The organism is Streptomyces sp. NPDC050485 (assembly GCF_044458185.1).
GTDB lineage: Bacteria > Actinomycetota > Actinomycetes > Streptomycetales > Streptomycetaceae > Streptomyces.
On sequence record NZ_JBITHR010000003.1, the window covers coordinates 256,218 to 281,715 of the forward strand.

24 protein-coding genes are annotated in these 25,498 nt (G+C 71.5%); 4 read left to right on the forward strand and 20 right to left on the reverse strand.

What is annotated here, in order from left to right; all coding sequences use genetic code 11:
- Nucleotides 1–6: 6 nt before the first annotated feature.
- Complete coding sequence (locus tag ACIBK6_RS07765) at nt 7–1,050, forward strand: NAD(P)H-dependent flavin oxidoreductase (RefSeq protein ID WP_399050168.1); 1,044 nt, start codon at nt 7–9, stop codon at nt 1,048–1,050.
- A gap of 110 nt (nt 1,051–1,160) precedes the next feature.
- Here the strand turns inward: ACIBK6_RS07765 and ACIBK6_RS07770 are convergent, their stop codons facing one another.
- The 5 genes from ACIBK6_RS07770 to ACIBK6_RS07790 form a co-directional block, all read right to left on the reverse strand.
- On the reverse strand, nt 1,161–2,786 hold the full coding sequence (locus tag ACIBK6_RS07770; protein WP_399049699.1) for a DEAD/DEAH box helicase: 1,626 nt from the start codon (nt 2,784–2,786) through the stop codon (nt 1,161–1,163).
- A gap of 121 nt (nt 2,787–2,907) precedes the next feature.
- On the reverse strand, nt 2,908–3,111 hold the full coding sequence (locus tag ACIBK6_RS07775) for a cold-shock protein (RefSeq protein WP_053727847.1): 204 nt from the start codon (nt 3,109–3,111) through the stop codon (nt 2,908–2,910).
- 205 nt (nt 3,112–3,316) lie between these two features.
- Entirely contained in the window at nt 3,317–4,474 is a 1,158-nt protein-coding gene (locus ACIBK6_RS07780; RefSeq protein ID WP_399049701.1) for an acetyl-CoA C-acetyltransferase, read from the reverse strand.
- Nucleotides 4,475–4,500: 26 nt separating this feature from the next.
- On the reverse strand, nt 4,501–5,115 hold the full coding sequence (locus ACIBK6_RS07785) for a TetR/AcrR family transcriptional regulator (protein WP_399049702.1): 615 nt from the start codon (nt 5,113–5,115) through the stop codon (nt 4,501–4,503).
- A 21-nt stretch (nt 5,116–5,136) separates the two neighbouring features.
- Nucleotides 5,137–5,925 (reverse strand): SDR family oxidoreductase, encoded by a 789-nt coding sequence (locus tag ACIBK6_RS07790; RefSeq protein WP_399049704.1) that lies wholly within the window; start codon nt 5,923–5,925, stop codon nt 5,137–5,139.
- A 54-nt stretch (nt 5,926–5,979) separates the two neighbouring features.
- Here ACIBK6_RS07790 and ACIBK6_RS07795 point away from each other — a divergent pair, with 54 nt between their 5' ends.
- Both ACIBK6_RS07795 and ACIBK6_RS07800 read left to right on the forward strand, forming a co-directional pair.
- The gene (locus ACIBK6_RS07795) at nt 5,980–7,149 is read left to right on the forward strand and encodes an acyl-CoA dehydrogenase family protein (protein WP_399049705.1); all 1,170 of its coding nucleotides are present in this window, start codon (nt 5,980–5,982) and stop codon (nt 7,147–7,149) included.
- Complete coding sequence (locus tag ACIBK6_RS07800; protein ID WP_399049707.1) at nt 7,149–8,129, forward strand: acyl-CoA dehydrogenase family protein; 981 nt, start codon at nt 7,149–7,151, stop codon at nt 8,127–8,129. The genes ACIBK6_RS07795 and ACIBK6_RS07800 overlap by 1 nt, the downstream gene beginning before the upstream one ends.
- 26 nt (nt 8,130–8,155) lie before the next feature.
- Here the strand turns inward: ACIBK6_RS07800 and ACIBK6_RS07805 are convergent, their stop codons facing one another.
- The 7 genes from ACIBK6_RS07805 to ACIBK6_RS07835 form a co-directional block, all read right to left on the reverse strand.
- Nucleotides 8,156–8,680, reverse strand: a complete 525-nt coding sequence (locus tag ACIBK6_RS07805; protein WP_399049709.1) for a pyridoxamine 5'-phosphate oxidase family protein — start codon at nt 8,678–8,680, stop codon at nt 8,156–8,158.
- Between the two features lie 41 nt (nt 8,681–8,721).
- Nucleotides 8,722–9,276, reverse strand: coding sequence for a HutD family protein (locus tag ACIBK6_RS07810; RefSeq protein ID WP_399050169.1), 555 nt, complete (start codon nt 9,274–9,276; stop codon nt 8,722–8,724).
- 136 nt (nt 9,277–9,412) lie between these two features.
- A complete protein-coding gene (locus ACIBK6_RS07815; protein WP_399049711.1) occupies nt 9,413–10,519 on the reverse strand; it encodes a hypothetical protein in 1,107 nt (368 codons plus the stop codon).
- Nucleotides 10,516–10,734 carry a hypothetical protein gene (locus ACIBK6_RS07820; RefSeq protein WP_399049712.1) on the reverse strand — a complete coding sequence of 73 codons (219 nt, stop codon included), beginning with the start codon at nt 10,732–10,734 and terminating at the stop codon, nt 10,516–10,518. Before ACIBK6_RS07820 ends, ACIBK6_RS07815 begins: the two co-directional genes overlap by 4 nt.
- A 198-nt stretch (nt 10,735–10,932) precedes the next feature.
- The gene (locus ACIBK6_RS07825) at nt 10,933–12,393 is read right to left on the reverse strand and encodes a glutamate synthase subunit beta (RefSeq protein ID WP_399049713.1); all 1,461 of its coding nucleotides are present in this window, start codon (nt 12,391–12,393) and stop codon (nt 10,933–10,935) included.
- The gene (gene gltB / locus ACIBK6_RS07830; protein WP_399049715.1) at nt 12,386–16,951 is read right to left on the reverse strand and encodes a glutamate synthase large subunit; all 4,566 of its coding nucleotides are present in this window, start codon (nt 16,949–16,951) and stop codon (nt 12,386–12,388) included. Before gltB ends, ACIBK6_RS07825 begins: the two co-directional genes overlap by 8 nt.
- A 397-nt stretch (nt 16,952–17,348) precedes the next feature.
- Complete coding sequence (locus ACIBK6_RS07835) at nt 17,349–18,080, reverse strand: VIT1/CCC1 transporter family protein (protein WP_399049717.1); 732 nt, start codon at nt 18,078–18,080, stop codon at nt 17,349–17,351.
- Between the two features lie 216 nt (nt 18,081–18,296).
- Here ACIBK6_RS07835 and rbsK point away from each other — a divergent pair, with 216 nt between their 5' ends.
- The gene (gene rbsK / locus ACIBK6_RS07840) at nt 18,297–19,184 is read left to right on the forward strand and encodes a ribokinase (RefSeq protein ID WP_399049718.1); all 888 of its coding nucleotides are present in this window, start codon (nt 18,297–18,299) and stop codon (nt 19,182–19,184) included.
- 196 nt (nt 19,185–19,380) lie between these two features.
- Here rbsK and lgt read toward each other — a convergent pair whose 3' ends face one another.
- The 8 genes from lgt to ACIBK6_RS07880 form a co-directional block, all read right to left on the reverse strand.
- The gene (gene lgt / locus ACIBK6_RS07845; protein ID WP_399049720.1) at nt 19,381–20,328 is read right to left on the reverse strand and encodes a prolipoprotein diacylglyceryl transferase; all 948 of its coding nucleotides are present in this window, start codon (nt 20,326–20,328) and stop codon (nt 19,381–19,383) included.
- Between the two features lie 79 nt (nt 20,329–20,407).
- A complete protein-coding gene (locus tag ACIBK6_RS07850) occupies nt 20,408–21,241 on the reverse strand; it encodes a DsbA family protein (protein ID WP_399049721.1) in 834 nt (277 codons plus the stop codon).
- Nucleotides 21,242–21,325: 84 nt separating this feature from the next.
- Nucleotides 21,326–22,141 (reverse strand): tryptophan synthase subunit alpha, encoded by an 816-nt coding sequence (gene trpA / locus ACIBK6_RS07855; protein WP_399049723.1) that lies wholly within the window; start codon nt 22,139–22,141, stop codon nt 21,326–21,328.
- Complete coding sequence (trpB, locus tag ACIBK6_RS07860) at nt 22,138–23,376, reverse strand: tryptophan synthase subunit beta (protein WP_399049725.1); 1,239 nt, start codon at nt 23,374–23,376, stop codon at nt 22,138–22,140. The genes trpA and trpB overlap by 4 nt, the downstream gene beginning before the upstream one ends.
- A 152-nt stretch (nt 23,377–23,528) precedes the next feature.
- The gene (gene trpM, locus ACIBK6_RS07865) at nt 23,529–23,672 is read right to left on the reverse strand and encodes a tryptophan biosynthesis modulator TrpM (protein WP_399049726.1); all 144 of its coding nucleotides are present in this window, start codon (nt 23,670–23,672) and stop codon (nt 23,529–23,531) included.
- A gap of 9 nt (nt 23,673–23,681) precedes the next feature.
- On the reverse strand, nt 23,682–24,491 hold the full coding sequence (trpC, locus tag ACIBK6_RS07870; RefSeq protein ID WP_399049728.1) for an indole-3-glycerol phosphate synthase TrpC: 810 nt from the start codon (nt 24,489–24,491) through the stop codon (nt 23,682–23,684).
- Nucleotides 24,492–24,657: 166 nt separating this feature from the next.
- Nucleotides 24,658–25,110 (reverse strand): DUF2752 domain-containing protein, encoded by a 453-nt coding sequence (locus tag ACIBK6_RS07875; RefSeq protein WP_399049729.1) that lies wholly within the window; start codon nt 25,108–25,110, stop codon nt 24,658–24,660.
- A 70-nt stretch (nt 25,111–25,180) separates the two neighbouring features.
- Entirely contained in the window at nt 25,181–25,450 is a 270-nt protein-coding gene (locus tag ACIBK6_RS07880; protein WP_399049731.1) for an HGxxPAAW family protein, read from the reverse strand.
- Nucleotides 25,451–25,498 lie beyond the last annotated feature (48 nt).

Below are 25,498 nucleotides of genomic sequence, written 5' to 3' on the forward strand. Positions count from 1 at the left end.
GACCGCATCGAGACCGCGCTCACCGAACTCGTCGGCGTCCGGCATCCGGTCGTGCAGACCGGCATGGGCTGGGTGGCGGGCCCGCGCCTGGTCTCGGCCGCCGCGAACGCGGGCGCGCTCGGCATCCTCGGCTCGGCGACCATGACGACGGCGCAGCTGAAGCAGGCGGTCCGGGAGGTCAGGTCCCGTACGGACGCGCCGTTCGGGGTGAACCTGCGGGCGGACGCCGGGGACGCGCGGGAGCGGGTGCGCATCATCGTCACCGAGGGCGTGAAGGTGGCGTCCTTCGCGCTCGCCCCCTCCCGCGGGCTCATCGCCGAACTGAAGGACGCGGGCGTCGTCGTCATCCCGTCCATCGGCGCCAGACGGCACGCCGAGAAGGTCGCGGCGTGGGGCGCGGACGCGGTGATCGTGCAGGGCGGCGAGGGCGGCGGCCACACCGGGGAGGTGGCAACTACCGTGCTGCTCCCGCAGGTTGTGGACGCGGTGGACATCCCCGTCGTCGCGGCGGGCGGCTTCCATGACGGGCGGGGCCTGGTGGCCGCGCTCGCCTACGGGGCGGCGGGCATCGCGATGGGCACCCGCTTCCTGCTCACCTCGGACTCGACCGTGCCCGATGCAGTGAAGGCCGCGTATCTGGCGGCGACGGTCAGGGACATCACCGTCACGACGGCCGTGGACGGGTTGCCGCACCGCATGCTCCGTACGGAACTCGTCGCCTCGCTCGAAGGGGCGGGGCGGGCGGTGGCGCTGTCGCGGGCGGTGCGGCGGGCGGCGGGGTTCCGGAAGCTCTCCGGGCTGTCCTGGGCCCAACTGGTCCGGGACGGCCTGGCGTTGAAGCACGGCAAGGATCTGACATGGAGTCAGGTGCTGCTTGCCGCCAACACTCCGATGCTGCTGCGGGCGGCCATGGTGGAGGGTCGCACGGACCTCGGCGTGATGGCCTCCGGCCAGGTCGCCGGGGTGATCGAGGACCTCCCGAGCTGCGAGGAGCTGCTCGGGAGGGTGATGAGGGAGGCGGCGGAGGTGCTGGCGACGCTGGCCGGGTGAGGAGTCGTTCCCCACCCCGCCCCTTCCCGAACTGGGGGCTTTGCCCCCAGACCCCCAGTCCTCAATCGCCGGACGGGCTGAAGAAGTTAAGCCTCGCCGGCGTTAGAAGATCAGCCCCGGCCCGCGCCGCCGCCCTGGCCGCGCCCGCGACCGCCCTGGGGACGGCCACCCTGACCAGAACCCTGGGGACGGCCGCCCTGGCCGGAGCCCTGCGCACGCGGCGCACGAGCGCCCTGCCCGGAGCTCTGCGTACGCGCACCCTGGCCGGAGCCGGCGCCGGAGCTCTGGGCACGCGTGCCCTGGCCGCCGCGGCGGCCCCGGCCACGCCCCCCGGAGGGCGCCCGCTTCGGCTCCGGCTGAACCGGCACCTCGATGACCACCGGCACACCGGACGGCTCCCGCGCCCCCGTGACCCGCACGAGCTCCTCGGAGCTCGACTTGACCTCGGCCGTCCGCGGCCGGATCCCCGCGAACGACATGAGCTTGGTCATCTCGCGCTTCTCGTCGGGCAGCACCAGCGTGACGACGCTGCCGGACTCCCCGGCCCGCGCGGTGCGCCCGCCGCGGTGGAGGTAGTCCTTGTGGTCCGTCGGCGGGTCGACGTTCACCACGAGGTCCAGGTCGTCCACGTGGATGCCGCGCGCCGCGACGTTCGTCGCCACCAGCGCGGTGACCTGGCCGTTCTTGAACTGGTCCAGGGTCCGGTTGCGCTGCGGCTGCGAACGTCCGCCGTGCAGCCCGGCCGCGCGGACCCCGCTCGCGAGCAGCCGCTTGACCAGCCGGTCCACGGAGCGCTTGGTGTCCAGGAACATGATGACGCGGCCGTCGCGGGCCGCGATGCGCGTGGTGACGGCCTTCTTGTCGGTCTCGTCGAGCACGTACAGCACGTGGTGTTCCATCGTGGTGACCGCGCCGGCCGACGGGTCGACGGAGTGCACCACCGGGTCGGTGAGGAACATCCGGACCAGGCGGTCGATGTTGGCGTCCAGGGTCGCCGAGAACAGCATCCGCTGGCCGTCCGGCTCGACCTGCTTGAGCAGCGCGGTGACCTGCGGCATGAAGCCCATGTCGGCCATCTGGTCGGCCTCGTCGAGGACGGTGATGCCCACGTTCTCCAGCGAGCAGTCACCCCTCTCTATGAGGTCCTTGAGCCGGCCCGGGGTGGCCACCATCACTTCGGCGCCGCGGCGCAGCGCGTTCGCCTGCTTGGTGATGGAGAGCCCGCCGACGACGGTGGTGAGGCGGAGATTCACGGACGTCGCGTACGGCGTGAGCGCGTCGGTGACCTGCTGCGCGAGTTCCCGGGTGGGTACGAGGACGAGCGCGAGCGGCGCCTTGGGCTCGGCCCGCCGGCCCGCGGTGCGGGCGAGCAGTGCGAGGCCGAAGGCGAGGGTCTTGCCGGAGCCGGTGCGGCCGCGGCCGAGGATGTCGCGGCCCGCGAGCGAGTTCGGCAGGGTGGCGCCCTGGATCGGGAACGGCTCGGTCACGCCCTGCGCGTCGAGCGTCTTGAGGAGCGCCGCGGGCATGTCCAGGTCGGCAAAGGCCTCGACGGCGGGCAGCGCGGGGGTGAGGGACTCCGGCAGCTTGAATTCGCCCTGCGGCGCCATCGTCCTGCCCTTGGCGGGCTTGGCGGAGGGTCGGCCGGAGCCCCTGCGGGGACCGGAGGTGGAGCCGGAACCGGAACGGGAGCCGGTGCCGGCACCGGAGCCCGAGCGCTTGCTGGTCATGCGCGTCATACGGTTTTGCCTTCCTGGGACAAGACAGCACAAGCCGGGACCCGCACCTGAGGGTGCGGGCCCCGGCTGCGAAATTCGCGAACCGCGGCGTGCGCGGCTGCAAAATACGCCTCGTCGGCGATTAGGCGGGGAGAATGTTCTCCGCCTGCAGGCCCTTCTGGCCCTGGGTGACCTCGAAGGAGACCTTCTGGCCCTCAAGGAGCTCACGGAAGCCGGAGGAGGCGATGTTGGAGTAGTGGGCGAAGACGTCGGGGCCGCCGCCGTCCTGCTCGATGAAGCCGAAGCCCTTTTCCGAGTTGAACCACTTCACGGTGCCAGTAGCCATGTCATTTCTCCTAAGACAGGGGCAGTTCCGGAAATCCGCGGATTTACGGATTCCTCGTCGCCGCATTGAGCCCATCCGGAGAAACCCGGAAAACAAATATGCGCCTGAGGAGCATTCCCGTCAGGCGCACATAAAGTATATGGGTACCAAAACTGCAACAGCCCCCACGATAGCATGCCGCCGCGCGGGGCAGCCGTGACGCCGGTTACAGCCGCTCGATGATCGTCACGTTGGCCTGGCCGCCGCCCTCGCACATCGTCTGGAGGCCGTAGCGGCCGCCGGTGCGCTCCAGCTCGTGCAGCAGTGTCGTCATCAGCTTGACGCCGGTCGCGCCGAGCGGGTGGCCGAGCGCGATCGCGCCGCCGTTGACGTTGACCCGGGCCGGATCGGCGCCGGTCTCCTTGAGCCAGGCGAGCACCACCGGCGCGAAGGCCTCGTTGATCTCGACCAGATCGATGTCGTCGATCTTCATGCCGGTCTTCTTCAGGGCGTACGCGGTCGCCGGGATGGGCGCGGACAGCATCCGGATGGGGTCCTCGCCGCGTACCGAGAGGTGGTGGATGCGGGCGCGTGGGGTCAGTCCGTGGTCGGCGACGGCACGCCCGGAGGCGATGAGCAGGGCGGCGGCTCCGTCGGAGACCTGGGAGGAGCAGGCCGCGGTGATGGTGCCGCCGGGCAGGACGGGCCCCAGGCCCGCCATCTTCTCCAGGGTGGTGTCCCGGCGCGGTCCCTCGTCCACCGTGGCCTCGCCGTACGGGACCGTCTCGCGCTCGAAGCGGCCCGCGTCGATGGCGCGGATCGCGCGCCGGTGGGAGCCGAGCGCGAACTCCTCCATGTCCCGGCGCGAGATGCCCCACTTCTCGGCGATGAGCTGGGCGCCGTGGAACTGGTTCACGGGTGCGTCGCCGTACCGGGCCCGCCAGCCCGCGCTGCCGAGGTAGGGGCCTTCGGCGAGGCCGAGCGGCTCGGCGGCCTGCCGGGAGGCGAAGGCGATGGGGATCATCGACATGTTCTGGGTGCCGCCCGCGACCACCAGGTCCTGGGTGCCGGACAGGACGCCCTGGGCCGCGAAGTGGACGGCCTGCTGGGACGAGCCGCACTGGCGGTCGATGGTGACGCCGGGCACCTCCTCGGGGAGTCCGGCCGCCAGCCAGGCCGTCCGGGCGATGTCGCCGGCCTGCGGGCCCACCGTGTCCAGACAGCCGAAGACCACGTCCTCGACGGCGGCCGGGTCGATGCCCGAGCGCTCGATCAGCGCCCTCAGCACATGGGCGCCGAGGTCTGCGGGATGGACCGCCGAGAGCCCTCCCCCGCGCCGCCCCACCGGGGTGCGTACCGCTTCGACTATGTAGGCTTCGGCCATGCCAACTCCCCATCCACACAGTTGAGTTACGTACGTACGGCGATTCCGTCCAGGACCATGGAGAGGTACTGACAGGCGATCTCCTCCGGGCTGTGCCGGCCGCCGGGGCGGTACCAGGACGCGGCCACCCACACGGTGTCGCGGACGAAGCGGTAGGTGAGCCGGATGTCCAGGTCGGCCCGGAAGGCGTGGGCGGCGACCCCGCGCTCCAGCGTGCCCAGCCATGCCTTCTCGAACTTCTGCTGCGAGTCGGCGAGGTAGTGGAAGCGTTCCTGGTCCACCAGGTGCTTGGCCTCCTTCTGGTAGATCGCGACGGCGGCGCGGTGCCGGTCGATCTCCCGGAAGGACTCGGTGACGAGGGCCTCGATGGTCTCCCGGGGGCCGAGCCCGGCGGCGAGCACGGTGTCGTACCCCTCCCAGAGCTCGTTCAGGAAAGCCGAGAGGATCTCGTCAAGCATCGATTCCTTGGAGTCGAAGTGGTAGTAGAGGCTGCCCGCGAGCATGCCCGCCTCGTCCGCGATCCTGCGGACGGTGGTGGCGTTGTACCCCTGGGCGGCGAACACCTCGGCCGCCGTGGCGAGGAGTTCACGGCGCCGCTCGGGCGAGGCGGTCACCTGCGTCTTCTTCTTGTTCGTTGGCACCCGACCATTGTGCTGCTCCCGTCAGGCGTGCTGGCTGCTGACGGAGAGGACCTCGCCGGTCAGGTACGAGGAGTAGCCGCTGGCCAGGAAGACGATGACGTTGGCGACCTCCCAGGGCTCGGCGTACCGGCCGAACGCCTCGCGGGCGGTGAGCTCTTCGAGCAGTTCGGCGGAGGTGACCTTCACCAGGTGGGGGTGCATGGCCAGGGACGGCGCGACCGCGTTGACCCGGACCCCGAAGCCGGCGGCCTCGATCGCCGCGCACCGGGTGAGCGCCATGACGCCCGCCTTGGCCGCCGCGTAGTGGGCCTGGCCGGCCTGGGCGCGCCAGCCGACGACGGACGCGTTGTTGACGATCACGCCGGCGCGGCCGGAGTCCTTGAAGGCGCGCAGGGCCGCGCGGGTGCAGCGGAAGGTGCCGTTCAGGGTGACGTCGAGGACCTTGGACCACTGCTCGTCGGTCATGTCGAGAAGTGAGCAAGTACCGCCGAGGCCCGCGTTGTTGACGACGATGTCGAGTCCGCCGTGTTCGCGGGCGGCGAGCGCGAAGAGGGCGGCGACCTGCTGTTCGTCCGTCACGTCGCACGGCAGGGCGGCGACGTTGTGCGGGCCGAACTCTCCGGCGAGCGCCTGCTCGGTCTCCTTGAGGCGGCGGGCGTGCGCGTCGCCGATGACGATCCGGGCGCCCTCCTCCAGGAGCCTGCGGGCGGTGGCGCCGCCGATTCCGGCGCCGGCCGCCGCCGTGACGACGGCGGTGCGGCCGTCGAGCAGCCCGTGTCCCGGCACGTACCGGGCCTTGTTGTCCGTCACGGCGCCACGCTAACCTACCAAACACTTGTTAGGGAAGGATGGTGCACCCCGACCATGGACCTGGACCCCACCCCCGACCAGGAGGCCCTGCGGGCCGAGGCGCGGGACTGGCTCGCCGCGCACGTCCCCGCCGCCCCGCTCCCCTCCCTGGAGACCGAGGCCGGTTTCGCCGCCCACCGCGCGTGGGAGGCGGAGCTGGCCGCGGACCGCTGGTCGGTCGTGTCGTGGCCCAAGGAGTACGGGGGCCGGGGCGTCGACATCTTCACGTGGCTGGCCTTCGAGGAGGAGTACTTCGCGGCGGGCGCCCCCGGCCGCGTCTCGCAGAATGGCATCAACCTGCTCGCGCCCACCCTGTTCGACCACGGGACGCCCCAGCAGCGGGCGCGGATCCTGCCGGACATGGCGAGCGGCGCGACGGTCTGGGCACAGGCCTGGTCGGAGCCGGAGGCGGGTTCCGACCTCGCCTCGCTGCGGTCCAAGGCCGTGCGCACTCAAGGGGGTTGGCTGCTGTCGGGGCAGAAGACGTGGTCGTCGCGGGCCGCGTTCGCCGACCGCGCCTTCGGCATCTTCCGTACGGATCCGGACGCGGCCAAGCCCCATCAGGGCCTGACCTATCTGATGTTCGACCTGCGGGCACCGGGGGTGACGGTCCGGCCCATCGGGCGCCTCGACGGCAAACCGGCCTTCGCCGAGCTCTTCCTGGACGGCGTGTTCGTCCCGGACGAGGACGTGATCGGCGAGCCCGGGGCGGGCTGGCGGATCGCCATGTCGACCACCGGCAACGAGCGGGGTCTGATGCTGCGCTCCCCCGGCCGCTTCCTCGCCTGCGCCGCGCGCCTCATGGAACTGTGGCGCGCGAGTGGCGATCCGGCCGACACGGCGCTGCGGGACCGGGTCGCGGACGCGGTGATCGGGGCGCGCGCCTACCAGCTCTTCACCTGCGCCAACGCCTCCCGCTTCGCGGCGGGCGAGTCGATCGGCGCCGAGTCCAGCCTCAACAAGGTGTTCTGGTCGCACTACGACATCGCCCTGCACGAGACGGCGCTCGACCTCCTCGGCCCCTACGGCGAACTGTCCGACGCCGCCAACGAGGCTCCTGCACACGGCAGTTGGTCGGAAAACTATGTCTTCTCACTCGCCGGTCCAATCTACGCCGGTACGAACGAGATCCAGCGCGACATCATCGCCGAGCGGCTGCTCGGCCTCCCGAAGGGCCGGCGCTGATGAGGTTCCTGCTCGATGCGGAACAGCTCGACTTCGCGCGCTCCCTGGACGCGATGCTGACCGCCGCCGAAACGCCTTCGGTGGTACGGGAGTGGGGTGCGGGGAATCCCGGGCCCGGCCGCGCCCTGTGGTCCCGCCTCGCCGGGGCCGGGGTGTTCGCGCTCGCCGCGCCCGAGGCGTACGAGGGCGTCGGACCGCTGCCCGTCGAACTGGCCGTGGCCTTCGTGGAGTTGGGGCGCCACGCGGTGCCGGGTCCACTGGTCGAGACGGTCGCCGCGACGGGCCTGCTCGCCCGGCTCGCGGAGCTGGGCGAGAGCGGCCCGGCCAAGCGGCTGCTGCCGGGGATGGTCGCGGGCGAGTGCGTGGCGAGCGTCCTGTTCCCGGGCCGGGGCCCGTACGCGCTCGACGCGGACGCGGCGGATGCGGTGCTGGCCGTCGGCGGCGGTGAGCTGCGGCTCGCCCCGGGGCACGGGCCCGTCCAGCCCTCCATCGACCCGGCCCGGCGCCTGTCCCGGCCACTGCCCGGCGGTGAACTCATCGCCACCGCACCGCAGTTGGCGGATGCCGTCGCGCATGCCACGGGGTGGGCGCGGCTCGCGGCGGCCGCGCAGTGCCTCGGGGTCGCCGAGACCCTGCTGCACCGGACGGTGGCGTACGTCAAGCAGCGCACCCAGTTCGGTACGCCCATCGGTTCCTTCCAGGCGGTCAAGCACCGGCTCGCGGACACGCTGGTCGCGGTGGAGTTCGCGCGGCCGCTGCTCTACGGGGCGGCGCTGTCGCTCGCGCCGCGCGATGTCGCGGCGGCGAAGGTGACGGCGGGAGAGGCCGCGTACGCCGCCGCCCGCACCGCACTGCAACTGCACGGCGCGGTCGGCTACACCGACGAGCTCGACCTGTCGCTGTGGCTGCGCAAGGCGCGGGCGCTGCGGGAGGCGTGGGGGTCGCCCGGCGAGTGCCGGGCCGAGGTGCTGGCCGGCTGAGCTCGCCGCCCCTCGGGCGCCAGGGCTCAGGCGTCCTCGCGGACTCCCTCGTCGCTGTTGCCGCGCCTGAGGGTGCGCAGGGCGGCGCCGGGTCGCCAGGCCCGTACGACCAGTTCACCGTTCTCGACACCGGTGCGCACGACTTCGGTCAGCTCGGCGCGGAAGAGGTGGAAGGGTTCGGGCGGCGCCACCTGGGAGGCGAACCGTGCCAGCACCGCGGGGTCGGTGACCTCCACTGCGCGCCCGCTGACGCGTACGTCGCCGTCGGCCATCTCGGCGTCCGGGCCGGGGTTCGCCTGGACGGCGAAGCGCGGATCGCCGCGCAGGTCGAGCGCCTTCATCGAGTTGGGCATCATGCCGAGCCACAGCTCGCCGTCCCGGAACTCCACCTCCAGGCCGGTCACCCGGGGCGAGCCGTCCTTGCGGAGGGTCGCGAGGACATGGTGCTTGTACTGCTTGAACCGCGCCTCGACGGTCTTTGCGAACTGCGGCTCCGCACCGCGGAAGTCCGACCAGCCGACCGCCGTGCGCGCTGTCTCGTTGGATGCCATGGTTCCAGCAAACCGCAGACAGCGGACAAGCTCTGTCCTGATTACTGCATCGGCGACGCGACCTCGCCCGAGCGCGGCAACGTGACGACGGCGGCGCGCCCCTCGGCCCGTACCGTCGCGCCGCCCTCGTCGGTCAGCACCGCGTCGTACCGGTCGAGGGTCACGCCGTCGACCCGTGCGGGCGCGTCGAGCGCGACGACCAGCGCGGGCCCGGCGACCGTCAGGGCGCCCCGCACCACGGCGACCGTCGGCGCGGGGCGCCCCCGGCGGTACATCACGTTGAAGTTGACGACGGGCCCGGCCAGGAGACGGCACTCGGTGGGGGCGTCGCCCGGGAAGCTCTGGGGCGCGAACTGCTCGTCCACCAGCCGTCGTTGGCCGCCGACGGTGAGGTCCATTCCGGCGCCCTCGACCACCGTCAGGATCCGGTCCACGCCGGGAAAGCCGGAGAAGGGGCCGTCCGCGCCGACCTCGGCGAGGCTCACCCGCCACTCGAAGTCGGCCGTCCCGGCGCCTTCGGGGTGGGCGGCGATGCTCCGCGTCACACCGCCGCCGTTCTTCCACGGCACGGCCGTCCTGTCGGTGGCCCGCAGCATCCTCACCGTACGATCCCTTCCGCAGCAGCCGGTGGAGTGGTGAGGTTACGCCACCGGGCCACCACGGCCGCTACCCCGCCCAGGGGGTGTCCGGCGGGTCATGGCCGGGGTCCGACCCTGACCCATCGGACACCCCTTAGCCCTGGAAGGCGGGCAGCGCGAAGATCCGCTCCTTGGCGGCGTCGTCCATCAACTCGACCAGCGGCATGACCGGTTCCCACAGGTTCTGCTTGTCGATCTCGCGGGCCAGCGCGTCCAGGTCCTCGTCCGCGAGGGCGCCCGCCACGTCGGCCATGACCTTGCGGGACCGCTCGGGCAGCAGCTCGACCAGCGGCAGGAACTCCGCCCACAGCGCGGTCGCCACGACCGCCGGGACGATCCCGGCGAGCACGGCGGGATCCGCCAGGGACGGCAGTACGGCGACGGCCCGGCGGTCCTCCTCGCCGAGCAGCGCCACCAGCGGGAGCAGGGACTCCCACAGGTCCTGCTCGGCGACCGTCCGCACCAGCGAGTCGAGCCGGTCCTCGGGCTGCCGGGCGGCGAGCGCGGCGATCTTGCCGCGCCGCTCCCCGGGCACCATCGCGGCGACGGCGAGCGCCTCGGGCCACAGCCCGTCGGCGGCCGATGCGACGACCTCGGCGAGCCGCTCCTCGCCCATCAACTCGATGATCCTGCCGAGGCGTTGGGGCAGATCGATGGCGAAGCCGGTGCGCAGGACGACGGCGTCGCCGACCTGGGGCAGGATGCGGATCAGCGCCGAGTCGCGCAGATGGCCGACGAACCGGCCCATGGTGAGGTGGTCGCCGCGCTCGGCGAGCGCGACCGAGATCCGTACCAGGAGGTTCTCGTCCAGGCGGTCCACGATCCCCGCGATGCGCCGCGGGTCCAGGTGGGCGCAGGACTCGGCGGTGAACGGCACCGGGAGCTTCTCGATGATGTCGGCGGCCCGCGCCGGTTCCAGCTTGCCCGCGACGGCGGCGGCGAGGCGCGGCCCCAAAGCCTTCTGCGAGATGGCGGCGGCGACGCCAGCCGGGACCAGTCTGGTGGCCCTGGCGATCCGGTCCAGCAGGTCGGGCGTGCCGTCGAACAGCGCGGCGACGGCCTGCTCGCGCAGCGTGCGTACGTCGTCGGCGGGCAGGGCGTCGAGGAAGGCAAGGCGGTCGGGGTCCGCGCCGAGCAGCGCGGCGATCTTCTCGGTCTCGGCCCGGTTGCGGAGCTTGTCCATCTGGATCACCCGGCTCACTTGAAGAGGATGCGGCGGACGGGACCGCGGGCGAGGGCGGGCACGAGGGTGAGCGCCGCTTCGGCGGCCTCTTCGAGCCCGGCGGCCCGCGCCTCGCGTTCCGTGCGCAAGGCGTCGGCGAGCAGGGCGAGTTGACTCTCCGTCAGCTTGGCGAATCCGTCCGGGGGCGCCGCCCCCAGCTCCGTACTCAACTGCGACAGCGCTTCGTTGCTCACGGGACCTCCCGGTGGCGGACGGCGGCTCGTCCCGAGAGTGGAGCGGAATTGACTTTTAGTCAATAGAGCGGGCAGGGGTGGCCCACGGCCGGGCCGGAACGCGCGCGGCGCCCGCCCTGTCGTCCGGTCGGGGACAGTTGGGCAGGCGCCGTGCTCAGTTCCGTACGTCGTTGTACGGGACGTCTGTGCGGAGCGGACTCAGACCGTGAGGGCCCGGTCCGTCGGGCGGATCGGGGCCGGCAGGTCGCTCGCGCCCGTCAGGTAGCGGTCGACGCCGCGGGCGGCCGAGCGGCCCTCGGCGATCGCCCACACGATCAGGGACTGGCCGCGGCCCGCGTCTCCGGCGACGAACACGCCGTCGACGTTGGTCGCGAACTCCGCGTCGCGGGCCACGTTGCCGCGCTCGTCCAGCGCCAGGCCGAACTGCTGGACGAGGCCGTTGGCCTGGTCGGTGCCGGTGAAGCCCATGGCGAGGGTGACCAGCTGGGCGGGGATCTTCCGCTCGGTGCCCGGCTTCTGGGTCAGCTTGCCGTCGACGAACTCGACCTCGACGAGGTGCAGGAACTGCACGTTGCCGTCCTCGTCGCCCTCGAAGTGGGTGGTCGAGACGGAGTAGACCCGCTCGCCGCCCTCCTCGTGCGCGGAGGTGACCTTGTAGAGCATCGGGAAGGTCGGCCAGGGCTGGCCCGCCGCACGCTCGTCGCCCGGCTTCGGCATGATCTCCAGCTGGGTGACCGAGGCAGCGCCCTGGCGGTGGGCGGTGCCCACGCAGTCCGCGCCGGTGTCACCGCCGCCGATCACGACCACGTGCTTGCCCGCCGCCGTGATGGGCGGGGCCACGAAGTCGCCCTCCTGGACCTTGTTGGCGAGCGGCAGGTACTCCATCGCGAAGTGGATGCCGGTCAGCTCGCGGCCCGGGACCGGCAGGTCGCGGGAGACGGTCGCGCCCGCCGCGATCACCACGGCGTCGTACCGCTTGCGCAGCTTCGCGGCGTCGATGTCGCGGCCGATCTCGACCTCGGTGCGGAACTTGGTGCCCTCCGCGCGCATCTGCTCGATGCGGCGGTTGATGTGCACCTTCTCCATCTTGAACTCGGGGATGCCGTAACGGAGCAGACCGCCGATGCGGTCGGCGCGCTCGTACACCGCGACCGTGTGGCCGGCCCGGGTCAGCTGCTGGGCGGCGGCCAGGCCCGCCGGGCCCGAGCCGATGACCGCGACGGTCTTGCCGGAGAGGCGCTCGGGCGCCTGGGGCCTGACGTCGCCGGTGTCCCACGCCTTGTCAATGATCGAGACTTCGACGTTCTTGATCGTGACGGCGGGCTGGTTGATGCCCAGCACGCACGCCGACTCACACGGAGCCGGGCACAGCCGCCCGGTGAACTCCGGGAAGTTGTTCGTGGCGTGCAGGCGCTCGGAGGCGGCCGACCAGTCCTCGCGGTAGGCGTAGTCGTTCCACTCGGGGATGAGGTTGCCCAGCGGACAGCCGTTGTGGCAGAACGGGATGCCGCAGTCCATGCAGCGCCCGGCCTGCTTGCTGATGATCGGCAGCAGCGAACCGGGAACGTAGACCTCGTTCCAGTCCTTGAGGCGCTCGCCCACCGGGCGGGTCGTGGCGACCTCGCGCCCGGTGGTCAGGAAGCCCTTGGGGTCAGCCATTGGTCGCCGCCTCCATCATCTTCTCGGTGGTCTCCTGCTCGGAGAGACCGGCGAGCTCAGCGGCGTCCTTGGCGGCGAGCACTGCCTTGTACGTGGTCGGGATGATCTTGCTGAAGCGGTCCACGTGCACGGACCAGTCGGCGAGCAGCTTCTCGGCGACGGTCGAGCCGGTCTCCTCGAAGTGGCGGCGCACGACGTCGTGCAGCCACTGCCTGTCGGTGTCGCTCAGGGCCTCGACGGCGTTCAGGTTCCCGGAGTTGACGTTGTCCCGGTCCAGGTCGATCACGTAGGCGATGCCGCCGGACATGCCCGCCGCGAAGTTGCGGCCGGTCTCGCCGAGGACCACCGCGTGGCCGCCGGTCATGTACTCGCAGCCGTGGTCGCCCACGCCCTCCGAGACGACCGTCGCCCCGGAGTTGCGGACGCAGAACCGCTCGCCGGTGCGTCCCCGCAGGAACAGCTCGCCGCCGGTCGCGCCGTACGCGATCGTGTTGCCCGCGATGGTCGAGTACTCGGCGAGGTGGTCGGCGCCCCGGTCCGGGCGGACGATGACGCGGCCGCCGGAGAGGCCCTTGCCGACGTAGTCGTTGGCGTCGCCCTCCAGGCGCAGCGTCACGCCGCTCGGGAGGAAGGCGCCGAAGGACTGGCCGGCCGAACCGGTGAAGGTGATGTCGATGGTGTCGTCGGGCAGGCCCGCACCACCGAACTTCTTGGTCACCTCGTGGCCGAGCATGGTGCCGACGGTCCGGTTGATGTTCCGGATCGCGATCTGGGCGCGGACCGGCTGGGCGGCCTCGGCGGAGTCGGCCTCCAGGGCGTCGGAGGCGAGCTTGATGAGCTCGTTGTCGAGCGCCTTCGCAAGGCCGTGGTCCTGCGCGGTCACCGCGTGGCGCACGGCACCCTCGGGCAGCTCGGGGACGTAGAAGAGCGGCTCCAGGTCGAGGCCCTGGGCCTTCCAGTGCGTCACGGCCCGGTCGGTGTCGAGGAGTTCGGCGTGGCCGACGGCCTCCTCGATCGTACGGAAGCCGAGCTCGGCGAGGATCTCGCGGACCTCTTCGGCGATGAACTCGAAGAAGTTCACGACGAATTCGGGCTTGCCCGAGAAGCGGTCGCGCAGCACCGGGTTCTGGGTGGCGATGCCGACCGGGCAGGTGTCCAGGTGGCAGACGCGCATCATGACGCAGCCGGAGACGACGAGCGGCGCGGTCGCGAAACCGAACTCCTCGGCGCCGAGCAGCGCCGCGATGATCACGTCTCGGCCGGTCTTCAGCTGGCCGTCGGTCTGCACGACGATGCGGTCGCGCAGGCCGTTGAGCAGCAGCGTCTGCTGGGTCTCGGCGAGGCCCAGCTCCCAGGGGCCGCCCGCGTGCTTGAGCGAGGTGAGCGGGGAGGCGCCCGTACCGCCGTCGTGGCCGGAGATGAGGACGACATCCGCGTGCGCCTTGGAGACACCCGCGGCGACCGTGCCGACGCCGACCTCGGACACCAGCTTCACGTGGATGCGGGCGGCCGGGTTGGCGTTCTTGAGGTCGTGGATCAGCTGAGCCAGGTCCTCGATGGAGTAGATGTCGTGGTGCGGCGGCGGCGAGATCAGACCGACACCCGGGGTGGAGTGCCGGGTCTTGGCGACCCACGGGTAGACCTTGTGGCCGGGCAGCTGGCCGCCCTCGCCGGGCTTGGCGCCCTGCGCCATCTTGATCTGGATGTCGTCCGCGTTGACCAGGTACTCGGACGTGACGCCGAAGCGGCCCGAGGCGACCTGCTTGATGGCGGAGCGGCGCGCCGGGTCGTACAGGCGGTCCGCGTCCTCGCCGCCCTCACCGGTGTTGGACTTGCCGCCCAGCTGGTTCATGGCGATGGCGAGCGTCTCGTGCGCCTCGCGCGAGATCGATCCGTACGACATGGCACCGGTCGAGAAGCGCTTGACGATCTCGGAGACCGGCTCGACCTCGGCGATGGGGATCGGGCCCCGGTCGCTCTTGAAGCCGAAGAGCCCGCGCAGCGTCATCAGGCGCTCGGACTGCTCGTTCACGCGGTCGGTGTACTTCTTGAAGATGTCGTACCGCTTGGTACGCGTGGCGTGCTGGAGGCGGAAGACCGTCTCCGGGTCGAACAGGTGCGGCTCGCCCTCGCGGCGCCACTGGTACTCGCCGCCGATCTCCAGGGCGCGGTGCGCGGACGGGACGCCGGAGGCGGGGTAGGCCTTGGCGTGCCGGGCGGCGACCTCCTTGGCGACGACGTCGAGACCGGCGCCGCCGATCTTGGTGGCCGTACCGATGAAGTACTTCTGGACGAAGGCCTCTTCGAGACCGACGGCCTCGAAGACCTGGGCGCCGCGGTAGGAGGCGACCGTCGAGATGCCCATCTTGGACATGACCTTGAGGACGCCCTTGCCGAGCGCGTAGATCAGGTTGCGGATGGCCTGCTCGGGCTCCAGGCCCTCGATGAAGGTGCCGGCCCGGACCAGGTCCTCGACGGACTCCATCGCGAGGTACGGGTTGACCGCCGCGGCACCGTAGCCGATGAGCAGCGCGACGTGGTGCACCTCGCGCACGTCACCGGCCTCGACGAGCAGGCCCACCTGGGTGCGCTGCTTGGTGCGGATGAGGTGGTGGTGGACGGCCGCGGTGAGCAGCAGCGAGGGAATCGGCGCGTGCTCGGCGTCGGAGTGCCGGTCGGACAGGACGATCAGGCGGGCGCCGCCCTCGATCGCCGCGTCGGTCTCCTTGCAGATGGCGTCGATGCGGGCGGCCAGCGCGTCGCCGCCGCCGGAGACCCGGTAGAGACCGGAGAGCGTGACGGCCTTCATGCCCGGCATGTCGCCGTCGGCGTTGATGTGTATCAGCTTCGCCAGCTCATCGTTGTCGATGACCGGGAAGGGCAGCGTGACGCTGCGGCAGGACGCGGCGGTCGGCTCCAGCAGGTTGCCCTGCGGGCCGAGCGTGGAGCGCAGGCTCGTCACCAGCTCTTCGCGGATGGCGTCCAGCGGCGGGTTGGTGACCTGCGCGAAGAGCTGGGTGAAGTAGTCGAAGAGCAGCCGGGGGCGCTCGGAGAGCGCCGCGATCGGCGAGTCGGTGCCCATGGAGCCGAGCGGCTCGCCCGCGGTGCGGGCCATCGGCGCGAGGATGACGCGGAGCTCTTCCTCGGTGTAGCCGAAGGTCTGCTGGCGGCGGGTGACCGAAGCGTGCGTGTGCACGATGTGCTCGCGCTCGGGCAGGTCCCCCAGCTCGATCCCGCCGGCTTCCAGCCACTCCTTGTACGGGTTCTCGGCGGCGAGCGCCGCCTTGATCTCGTCGTCCTCGATGATGCGGTGCTCGGCGGTGTCGACCAGGAACATCTTGCCGGGCTGGAGGCGGCCCTTGCGGACGACCTTCGCGGGGTCGATGTCGAGAACACCGACTTCGGAGGAGAGAACCACGAGGCCGTCGTCCGTCACCCAGTACCTGCCCGGCCGCAGACCGTTGCGGTCGAGGACCGCGCCGACCTGGGTGCCGTCGGTGAAGGTGATGCAGGCAGGGCCGTCCCAGGGCTCCATCATCGTGGCGTGGAACTGGTAGAAGGCACGGCGTGCCGGGTCCATCGACTCGTGGTTCTCCCACGCCTCGGGGACCATCATCAGCACCGAGTGCGGCAGCGAGCGTCCGCCGAGGTGGAGGAGTTCGAGCACCTCGTCGAAGGACGCGGAGTCGGAGGCGTCCGGCGTACAGACCGGGAAGATGCGGTCGAGCTTGCCGGCGCCGGAGTTGAAAAGACCGGAGGCGAGCTGGGACTCGCGAGCCACCATCCAGTTGCGGTTGCCCTTGACCGTGTTGATCTCGCCGTTGTGCGCGACGAAGCGGTACGGGTGGGCCAGCGGCCAGGACGGGAAGGTGTTGGTGGAGAACCGCGAGTGCACGAGGGCGACGGCGGTGGCGCAGCGGTGGTCGGAGAGGTCCGGGAAGAACGGCTCCAGCTGGCCCGTGGTCAGCATGCCCTTGTAGACGATGGTCCGGGCGGAGAGCGACGGGAAGTAGACACCGGCCTCCCGCTCGGCGCGCTTGCGCAGCACGAAGGCCTTGCGGTCGAGCGCGATCTGGGACGAGCTGCCGTCGCCCACGAACAGTTGGCGGAAGGCGGGCATGGTGGCGCGGGCGCCGTTGCCGAGCAGTGCGGGCGTGACGGGAACCTCGCGCCAGCCCAGCACGGTGAGGCCTTCTTCGCCGGCGATCGTCTCAATCTTCGAGACGGCTTCGGCGTTCTCTTCCAGGGGCAGGAAGCCGATGCCGACAGCGTACGAACCCGCCTCGGGCAGGTCGAAGTCGGTGACCTCGCGGAGGAACGCGTCCGGGACCTGGAGCAGGATGCCGGCGCCGTCACCGGAGTCGGGCTCGGAGCCGGTGGCACCCCGGTGTTCGAGGTTGCGCAGTACGGTCAGCGCCTGTTCGACCAGCTCATGGCTGGCAACACCGGTGAGGGTGGCCACGAACCCTACGCCGCAGGCGTCGTGTTCGTTACGGGGGTCGTACATCCCCTGCTGGGCGGGTCGACCGTCCATGGGCGACCAGGCGTCGGAACGCATCGGCTCTCCCGTCGTCGTCTTGGCAGATGGGGCCTCCCCTGCTCGAGCGAAGTCGAGAACTTGGGGAAGCAGTGCCGAGGGACGACGTTGGCCCTCTGCGAAATTTCGTGCAGGTTACATGATGGAACGCATCTCGGGAACTGGATAGTCCGTTCCAGCATGCGGACACCGAGGGGTGCGGGCTCCATTGCCCACGGGGGCGCACGGGGGTGCGATTCTCGGGTGTGTACGGGCCTATGCCCAGCGGTAAAAGATGCGAAACCGCCGAGTAACGGTTATTTATGTGGCCGCTTGCATACTCCGCCATTCTACGGCGCGGAGCCGGAAACCGCGCAGGACGTACGTCACACGGGGCGGGGCCGACGGCCCCACCCCGTGTCCTGCGCCGCGGTGCCCGTCAGCCGACGGCCGCACCGAACAGGCCGCCGAGCCCGAAGGTCAGCGCGGCCGCCGCGCCGCCGAGGACCAGCTGCCGCAGCCCGCTGAACCACCACGAGCGGGCCGTGACCTTCGCGACCACCGCGCCGCAGCCGAACAGGCCCACCAACGCGAGCAGCACCGCCGGCCACAGCGCGGTCGCGCCGAGCAGATACGGCAGCAGGGGCAGCAGCGCGCCGAGCGCGAAGGAGGCGAACGACGACACGGCGGCCACGGTGGGCGAGGGCAGATCGGACGGGTCGATGCCGAGCTCCTCACGGGCGTGGATCTCCAGCGCCTGCTCGGGGTCCTGCGACAGCTGGCGGGCGACCTCGCGGGCGAGGCCGGGCTCGACACCCCGGGACATGTACAGCTCGGCGAGCTCGCGCTCCTCGTCGGCCGGGTGCTTGCGCAACTCCCGCCGCTCGATGTCGAGTTCGGCCTGTACGAGCTCGCGCTGCGAGGCGACCGAGGTGTACTCTCCGGCCGCCATCGAGAAGGCGCCGGCCGCGAGTCCGGCGAGGCCGGTGATGATGATGGTCTGCTGCGCGACCGCGCCGCCGGCGACGCCGGTCATGAGGGCGAGGTTGGAGACCAGGCCGTCCATCGCGCCGAACACGGCCGGGCGCAGCCAGCCACCGTTGACATCGCGGTGGGTGTGGTTGTCGCGGTGCGCCTCGTGCAGCGTCGCTTCGGTATCGATGATGGACACAGCTATCCCCTTGCGTTCAGCAGCGGGCACCGTTCGCGTCCCGCACCCCTCAACAGAGTCGAAATTACGCTCGATGTAAGGCCCGCGCCAGCAAGCAAGGCCTTACTTAGTGAGGTGGGGCTCAGTCGGGACCCGAGGGCGTCGGCACCGGTCCCGGTGAACTCGCCGGGCCGCCCGCACCCGCCGAAGCGGCCGCCCAGGGTGGACAATTCCCGCATGACCCGTATCGCCGTGCTCGGCAGCACCAACATGGACCTCGTCGCGTACGTCACCACCGCGCCCCGCAGCGGCGAGACCGTCACCGGGCACGAGTTCCGCACCGCCCCCGGCGGCAAGGGCGCCAACCAGGCCGTCGCCGCCGCCCGCGCCGGGGCGGAGGTGTCGATGATCGGCGCGGTCGGCACGGACGACTTCGGCGACCGGCTGCGCACCTCGCTGGAACAGGCGGGCGTCGACATCGATCTGCTCCGCACCACCGAGGGCCCCTCGGGCACCGCCCATATCGTGGTCGACGGCGACGGCGGCAACGCGATCGTCGTCATCCCCGGCGCCAACGGCTCGGTCACCTCGCTCAGCCACGCCGACCGGGCGCTGATCGCCGAGGCCCAATCCCTGCTGCTCCAGCTGGAGTTGCCGATGAGCGTGGTCGTCGCGGGCGCCGAGGTGGCCCGCCGCAACGGCGTCCGTACGATCCTGACCCCCGCGCCCGCCCAGCCGCTGCCCGCCGAACTCCTCGCCGTCACCGACCTGTTGGTGCCCAACCAGCACGAGGCGGCCACCCTCACCGGCATCTCCGGCGACCCCGAGCGGGCCGCCGGGGCGCTCCTCGCCACCGTGCCCGAGGTCGTGATCACGCTCGGTGCGCGAGGCTGTCTGTACGCGTCGAGGGCGCAGCGGGAGCCGGTCGCCGTGCTCGCCCCGCCGGTCACCGCGGTGGACACGACGGGGGCGGGCGACACGTTTGTGGGCGCCCTCGCGGTGGCGCTGGGCGAGGGCCGCCCGATGACTGACGCGCTGGCCTGGGCCTCTGCCGCGGCGGCGCTGTCCGTTCAGCGGCCGGGGGCGGCCACATCGATGCCGTACCGGGCGGAGATCGATGCCTGAGGTTGTGGCGGGGGGTTCGCTGATTGCCCCGCGTTGCGCAGGGGGCCAGTACCGCGGGGGCTCCGCCCCCGAACCCCCGCTCCTCAGACTCCCCCAAGGACTAAAGGTCCAGGGGGGACCCCCATGAGGGGCTGGATTTTGCCCCGCCCGGCGCCAACCGGAGAGGCCTGATTTTGCCCCGCCCGGCGCGGAAGCCTCAGGCTTCCTTTGGCTCCGGGTGGCGCGGCGCCGAGTCGGCCTTGGCGTTGGTCTCGGTGTCGGCGGTCGGCTCGGTGGTGTCGGGCTGCTCGCCGGCGTCGGGCTTCCCCGGACCCTCGCCCTCCGCCGCCTGCGCGCCCGGCTCGACGATCTCCTCGCGGCCCGGGCGCAGCTTCGACGAGATCACGATGTAGGCGACCGCCAGCAGGAAGACCCCGCCCGCCGTCCAGTCGTTCAGGCGCAGGCCCAGGATGTGGTGGGCCTCGTCAACCCGCATGTACTCGATCCAGAACCGGCCCACGCAGTACGCGGCGACGTACAGCGCGAACGCCCGGCCGTGGCCCAGCTTGAAGCGGCGGTCGGCCCAGATGACCAGGAACGCCACGCCCACGCACCACAGCGACTCGTACAGGAAGGTCGGGTGGTAGGTGCCCGCGATCCGGTTCGGGCCCTCGCTGATCTTCAGCGCCCACGGCACGTCCGTCGGCTTGCCGTACAGCTCCTGGTTGAACCAGTTGCCCCAGCGGCCGATGGCCTGGGCGAAGGCGATGCCGGGGGCCAGGGTGTCGGCCCAGGCCGGCAGCGGGATGCCGCGGCGGCGGCAGCCGATCCAGGCGCCGACCGCGCCGAGCGCGATCGCGCCCCAGATGCCGAGGCCGCCCTCCCAGATCTTGAAGGCGTTGACCCAGTCCTCACCCTCGCTGAAGTACAGCTGGTAGTCGGTGATGACGTGGTAGAGCCGACCGCCGACGAGTCCGAAGGGGACCGCCCAGACGGCGATGTCGGCGACGGTGCCGGAGCGGCCGCCGCGGGCGACCCACCGCTTGTTGCCGTACCAGACGGCAACGAAGACACCGATGATGATGCAGAAGGCGTAGCCGCGCAGCGGGATCGGTCCGAGGTGGAGCACCCCGGTCGACGGGCTGGGGATGAAGGCAAGTGTCATGGCAGGGTCGACGCTACCGTGCCGGGCGGGCACAACGGGAACCCGCCCGGCAACTTATGAGTAACGGGAGACCGGGTGCTCAGGACGCCGGGGGCGTGGCCGCCGGGGTGGCCTTGCCCGGGTGCTTGCCCTTGTTGGCCTCGGTCACCCACTTCTTCAGGTTGGCCGGGGTGATGTTCTCGTTCCCCTTCTTCGGGAAGACCGACTCGCCGTTGAGCTGAACGGTCGGTGTCCCGCTGAACTTGCCCGCCTGGAACGCCTGGTTGGACTTCACGACCCAGCTGTCGTGCGTGCCGTTGTTGACGCAGGAGCGGAAGGCGGGCGTGTCCAGACCCGGGACCTTCCCGGCCAGCTCGATCAGCTTGCCGTTCTTGGCGTAGGCGTCGTCCGTCTCCTCCGGCTGGTTGGTGTAGAGGACGTCGTGGTACGCGGAGAACTTGCCCGCGTCCTGCGCGCAGCCCGCCGCGTTGGCCGCGCGCAGCGAGCCGCTGCCGCCCATGTTGCCGTCGATGAGGGTGGCCAGGTGGTACTGGACGCGGAGCTGGCCGCTGCTCTCCAGCTCGTGGACGGTGGTCCGGAAGCCGTTCTCGAACGCCGCGCAGGCCGGGCAGCGGAAGTCCTCCCACACCGTGAGGGTGGACGGTGCGTCGGCGGCGCCCACCGGGATGGCGAGGCTTTCCTTTTCGTCGGCCCCGGCCGGGGACACCGGCGGTCTGGCGGTGGCGCTCTTGCCGCTGTCGCCGCCGCCCGCGTTGGCGGCGATCACTCCGATCACGGCGGCCAGGCCCAGCACGCCCACGACGGCGCCGGCCACGATCAGCTGCCGCCGCCGCTGCTCGCCCGCCTTCTGCTGCTCGCGTTCTTTGATGAGCCGGTCTCGCGCGGCCCGTTTCGCATCACGGTTGTCACTCACACCCGCAGCAACGAACCGGGGAGGCACGGTCGTGCCTCCCCGGTCCCAGTTCCACTCGTACGGGTTATCTGTGTGATCGGCGCGCTACCGGGCCCGGCGAACGCCCTCGGCGAGCTCGGCCGCCAGTTCCCGTACCGCGGCCAGACCCGCCGCCTCGTCCGGTGCGTCCAGCATCCGCTTGACGAAGGCCGAGCCGACGATCACGCCGTCGGAGAAGGCCGCGACCTCCTTGGCCTGGACCGCGTTGGAGACGCCGAGGCCCACGCAGACCGGGAGTTCGGTGGTGGCCCTGGTCCTGCGCACCAGGTCCTCGGCCGAGGCGCCGACCGACTCGCGGGTGCCCGTGACGCCCATCAGCGAGGCCGCGTACACAAAGCCGGAACCGGCCGCCGTGATCTTGGCGAGGCGCTCGTTCCTGCTGCTGGGCGCGACCACGAAGACCGTGCCGAGGCCGTGCTTCTCGGCATGCTCGCGCCACACCCCGGCCTCCTCGACCGGCAGGTCGGGCAGGATGCAGCCGGCGCCACCCGCCTCGGCCAGCTCGGCGGTGAAACGCTCGACGCCGTAGCGGTCGATGGGATTCCAGTACGTCATGACCAGGACGGCCCTACCGGTGGCCGCGTGGGCCTCACGGACCGTGCGCAGCACGTCGGCGATCTTCACGCCGCCCTTGAGAGCGATGTCGTCGGCGGTCTGGATGACCGGGCCGTCGAGCACCGGGTCGCTGTGCGGGAGTCCGACCTCGACCACGTCGGCGCCGCCGTCGAAGGCGGCCTTGACCGCTTCGATGCCGCCGTCGACGGTCGGGAAGCCGGCCGGGAGGTAGGCGATGAGCGCGGCCCGGTTCTCGGCCTTCGCCTTGGCGAGGGTGTCGTTCAGGAGCTGTACGTTCCCGCTCACTTCGCTTCCTCCGTGTCGTACAGGCCGAAGTAGCGGGCCGCCGTGTCCATGTCCTTGTCGCCGCGCCCGGACAGATTGATCAGGATCAGTCCGTCCTTGCCGAGCTCCTTGCCGACGTCGAGGGCGCCCGCGAGCGCGTGCGCCGACTCGATGGCCGGGATGATGCCCTCGGTGCGCGACAGCAGGCGCAGGGCCTGCATCGCGGCGTCGTCGGTGACCGCGCGGTACTCGCCGCGGCCGGTGTCCTTGAGGTAGGAGTGCTCCGGGCCGATGCCGGGGTAGTCCAGGCCCGCGGAGATCGAGTAGGGCTCGGTGATCTGGCCCTCCTCGTCCTGGAGGACGTAACTGCGTGAACCGTGCAGGATGCCGGGCTCGCCCTTGGTCAGGGTCGCCGCGTGCTCGCCGGTCTCGATGCCGTGCCCCGCGGGCTCGCAGCCGATGAGGCGTACGCCGGTGTCGGGGATGAAGGCGTGGAACAGGCCGATGGCGTTCGAGCCGCCGCCGACGCAGGCCACGGCCGCGTCGGGCAGCCGCCCGGCGCGCTCCAGGATCTGGCGGCGGGCCTCGACGCCGATCACCCGGTGGAAGTCGCGGACCATCGCGGGGAAGGGGTGCGGTCCCGCGACCGTACCGAAGAGGTAGTGGGTGCGGTCTACGTTGGCGACCCAGTCGCGGAACGCCTCGTTGATGGCGTCCTTGAGGGTGCGGCTGCCGGAGGTGACCGGGATGACCTCGGCGCCGAGCATCCGCATGCGGGCGACGTTCAGTGCCTGGCGCTGGGTGTCGATCTCGCCCATGTAGATGGTGCATTCGAGGCCGAACAGGGCGCAGGCGGTGGCGGTGGCGACGCCGTGCTGGCCGGCTCCGGTCTCGGCGATGACCCGGGTCTTGCCCATGCGCTTGGTGAGCAGCGCCTGGCCGAGCACGTTGTTGATCTTGTGCGAGCCGGTGTGGTTGAGGTCCTCGCGCTTGAGGAAGACCCGGGCGCCGCCGGCGTGCTCGGCGAACCGGGGCACCTCGGTCAGCGCGCTCGGCCGGCCGGTGTAGTTGACCATGAGGTCGCCCAGCTCGGCGGCGAAGGCGGGGTCGTGCTTGGCCTTCTCGTACTCGACGGCCACCTCGTCGACCGCGGCGACCAGCGCCTCGGGGATGAACTTGCCGCCGAAGGCGCCGAAGTAGCCTTCGGCGTTGGGGACTTGGCCCTCGGGGTCGGGGATGAAGAACTCGTTGGACATGCGGTTACCTCGCAGGGGCGTTGCAGCCCCGGGTCCTGGGTTGGCGTGTTGTCGCGTACGCCGAGCGCCGATGCGGGTGCGCGCGGTTCTGCGTCCGCCCGCCGTCGTCGGCTGGTCGCGCAGTTCCCCGCGCCCCTATAGGGGCGCTCAGCTCAGCGGCGTCGCCATCGCATGCCGTTGACCTGGCCGGGCTCCGAGCCGATGGCGTACCGCACGCGCCGTCCGTGCACCCGGCGCGCGGGGGCGCGGCAGCCGCGGGGGCGGCAGCCGGGGGCGAGGCGGACGGCAATGGCCATGGTGACGGGTCAGCTCCGCCCGTGGCGCAGGGCCGGGTGGGCGCCTGCGGCGACCAGGTCGGCGACGGCCGCGCGCGGGTCCTTGCCGGTGACCAGCGACTCGCCGACGAGCACGGCGTCGGCACCGGCGTTGGCGTACGCGATGAGGTCGTGCGGTCCGCGCACGCCCGACTCGGCGATCTTGACGATGTGGTTCGGGATCTCCGGGGCGACCCGCTCGAAGGTCGTGCGGTCGACCTTGAGGTCCTTGAGGTTGCGCGCGTTGACGCCGATGATCTTCGCGCCGGCGTCGACGGCCCGGTCCACCTCGTCCTCGTCGTGCACCTCGACCAGCGGGGTGAGCCCGATCGACTCGGCGCGCTCGATCAGCGACACCAGGGCCGGCTGGTCCAGGGCCGCCACGATCAGCAGCGCCAGGTCGGCGCCGTACGCACGGGCCTCCCACAGCTGGTAGGCGGTGACGATGAAGTCCTTGCGCAGGACCGGGATGTCGACCTTGGCGCGGACCGCCTCCAGGTCGGCGAGCGAGCCGCCGAAGCGGCGCTGCTCGGTCAGTACGGAGATGACGGACGCGCCGCCCGCCTCGTAGTCGGCGGCGAGCGCGGCCGGGTCCGCGATGGCGGCGAGCGCGCCCTTGGAGGGGCTGGAGCGCTTGACCTCGCAGATGACCTTCACGCCGTCGCCGCGCAGCGCGGCGACGCCGTCACGGGCCCGGGGCGCCTTGTCGGCGCGCTCCTTGAGCTCGTCGAGGCTGACGCGCGCCTGCCGCTCTGCGAGGTCGGCGCGGACGCCTTCGATGATCTCGTCGAGCACACTCACGCGAGCGGCCCCCTTCCGGGACGGTGATGTCGGTCAGGACAAGGGTGACCGTCAGGAACGGTCACGATCAGCCATCTCGATGGTATCCGCACCGGGCCGAAGGGCTCGCATCCGGTTGACGGGCGTCCCAGCAAGTGGGACGTCACCTGCGGATTCGCCGGGCGCGTCATGGCGCGAGCGCCGATCCGAACGGAAGGTTCCGGACCACCGAGAAGATCAGCACGACGGTTCCGATGATCCACCAGTGGCGGTCGCCGAGCATGATCTTGAAGGGCAGCCCGCGGGCCGAGCGCACCGCCCACAGGACCCATCCCGCGGCGAAGAGCAGATAGCCGGCGACGGCGAGCGCGTTGGAGTGGACGGCCGCGGCGAAGTGGCCGGTGATGAAGTCGTGCGCGCTGCGCAGCCCGCCGCAGCCCGGGCAGTAGACGCCGGTGAGCCGGAACAGCGGGCAGACCGGGTAGTGGCCAGGGTGGTTCGGATCGACCAGGCCCACGTACGCGAAGGCGGCGGCGACCGCGCCGAGGGTGCCCAGCGGCACCAGGAGCCTGCGGGCCGGGGTGCCCGCGCCGGGCGCGTACACCGGGGCTGGGGCGGGGTTCGGCTTGGCTGCGTCCACTTGGTGATTGTCCCCGTTCACAGGGAAAGGCGCAGCCCGGAAGGGGCTGCGCCTTGCAGGGTGGCCGGGTTCAGCCGGCCTGGGCCTCAAGCCGGGCGCGGGTCGCGGCGGCGGCGGCCTCGCGCATGCGCTGGATCTCGGGCGTGTCCTTGGGGGTGCCGAGGCCGGCCATCTTCATGACGCCGCCGACGACGGCGGAGATGCCGAGGAGTGCGATGCCGGCCCAGAAGCCCACCGGGTTGGCGGCCACTATGAAGACGCAGGTCACGCAGAATCCGATGAAGGCAATGATGACACCGGTCCAGGCTGCCGGGGTGTGGCCGTGGCCGCTCTTCGCCATGGGGGTTGCTCCTCGTAGGTGTTTCCGTGTTGTCGTCGCCGTTGTCGC

What these genes read in the sequence shown, in the direction of transcription:
- ACIBK6_RS07770 (WP_399049699.1), bottom strand. Translation starts at nt 2,786, where the DNA reads ATGACGCGCATGACCAGCAAGCGCTCGGGCTCCGGTGCCGGCACCGGC.
- ACIBK6_RS07775 (WP_053727847.1), bottom strand. Translation starts at nt 3,111, where the DNA reads ATGGCTACTGGCACCGTGAAGTGGTTCAACTCGGAAAAGGGCTTCGGC.
- ACIBK6_RS07780 (WP_399049701.1), bottom strand. Translation starts at nt 4,474, where the DNA reads ATGGCCGAAGCCTACATAGTCGAAGCGGTACGCACCCCGGTGGGGCGG.
- ACIBK6_RS07795 (WP_399049705.1), top strand. Translation starts at nt 5,980, where the DNA reads ATGGACCTGGACCCCACCCCCGACCAGGAGGCCCTGCGGGCCGAGGCG.
- ACIBK6_RS07800 (WP_399049707.1), top strand. Translation starts at nt 7,149, where the DNA reads ATGAGGTTCCTGCTCGATGCGGAACAGCTCGACTTCGCGCGCTCCCTG.
- ACIBK6_RS07805 (WP_399049709.1), bottom strand. Translation starts at nt 8,680, where the DNA reads ATGGCATCCAACGAGACAGCGCGCACGGCGGTCGGCTGGTCGGACTTC.
- ACIBK6_RS07810 (WP_399050169.1), bottom strand. Translation starts at nt 9,276, where the DNA reads ATGCTGCGGGCCACCGACAGGACGGCCGTGCCGTGGAAGAACGGCGGC.
- ACIBK6_RS07825 (WP_399049713.1), bottom strand. Translation starts at nt 12,393, where the DNA reads ATGGCTGACCCCAAGGGCTTCCTGACCACCGGGCGCGAGGTCGCCACG.
- gltB (WP_399049715.1), bottom strand. Translation starts at nt 16,951, where the DNA reads ATGCGTTCCGACGCCTGGTCGCCCATGGACGGTCGACCCGCCCAGCAG.
- rbsK (WP_399049718.1), top strand. Translation starts at nt 18,297, where the DNA reads ATGACCCGTATCGCCGTGCTCGGCAGCACCAACATGGACCTCGTCGCG.
- lgt (WP_399049720.1), bottom strand. Translation starts at nt 20,328, where the DNA reads ATGACACTTGCCTTCATCCCCAGCCCGTCGACCGGGGTGCTCCACCTC.
- trpB (WP_399049725.1), bottom strand. Translation starts at nt 23,376, where the DNA reads ATGTCCAACGAGTTCTTCATCCCCGACCCCGAGGGCCAAGTCCCCAAC.
- trpM (WP_399049726.1), bottom strand. Translation starts at nt 23,672, where the DNA reads ATGGCCATTGCCGTCCGCCTCGCCCCCGGCTGCCGCCCCCGCGGCTGC.
- ACIBK6_RS07880 (WP_399049731.1), bottom strand. Translation starts at nt 25,450, where the DNA reads ATGGCGAAGAGCGGCCACGGCCACACCCCGGCAGCCTGGACCGGTGTC.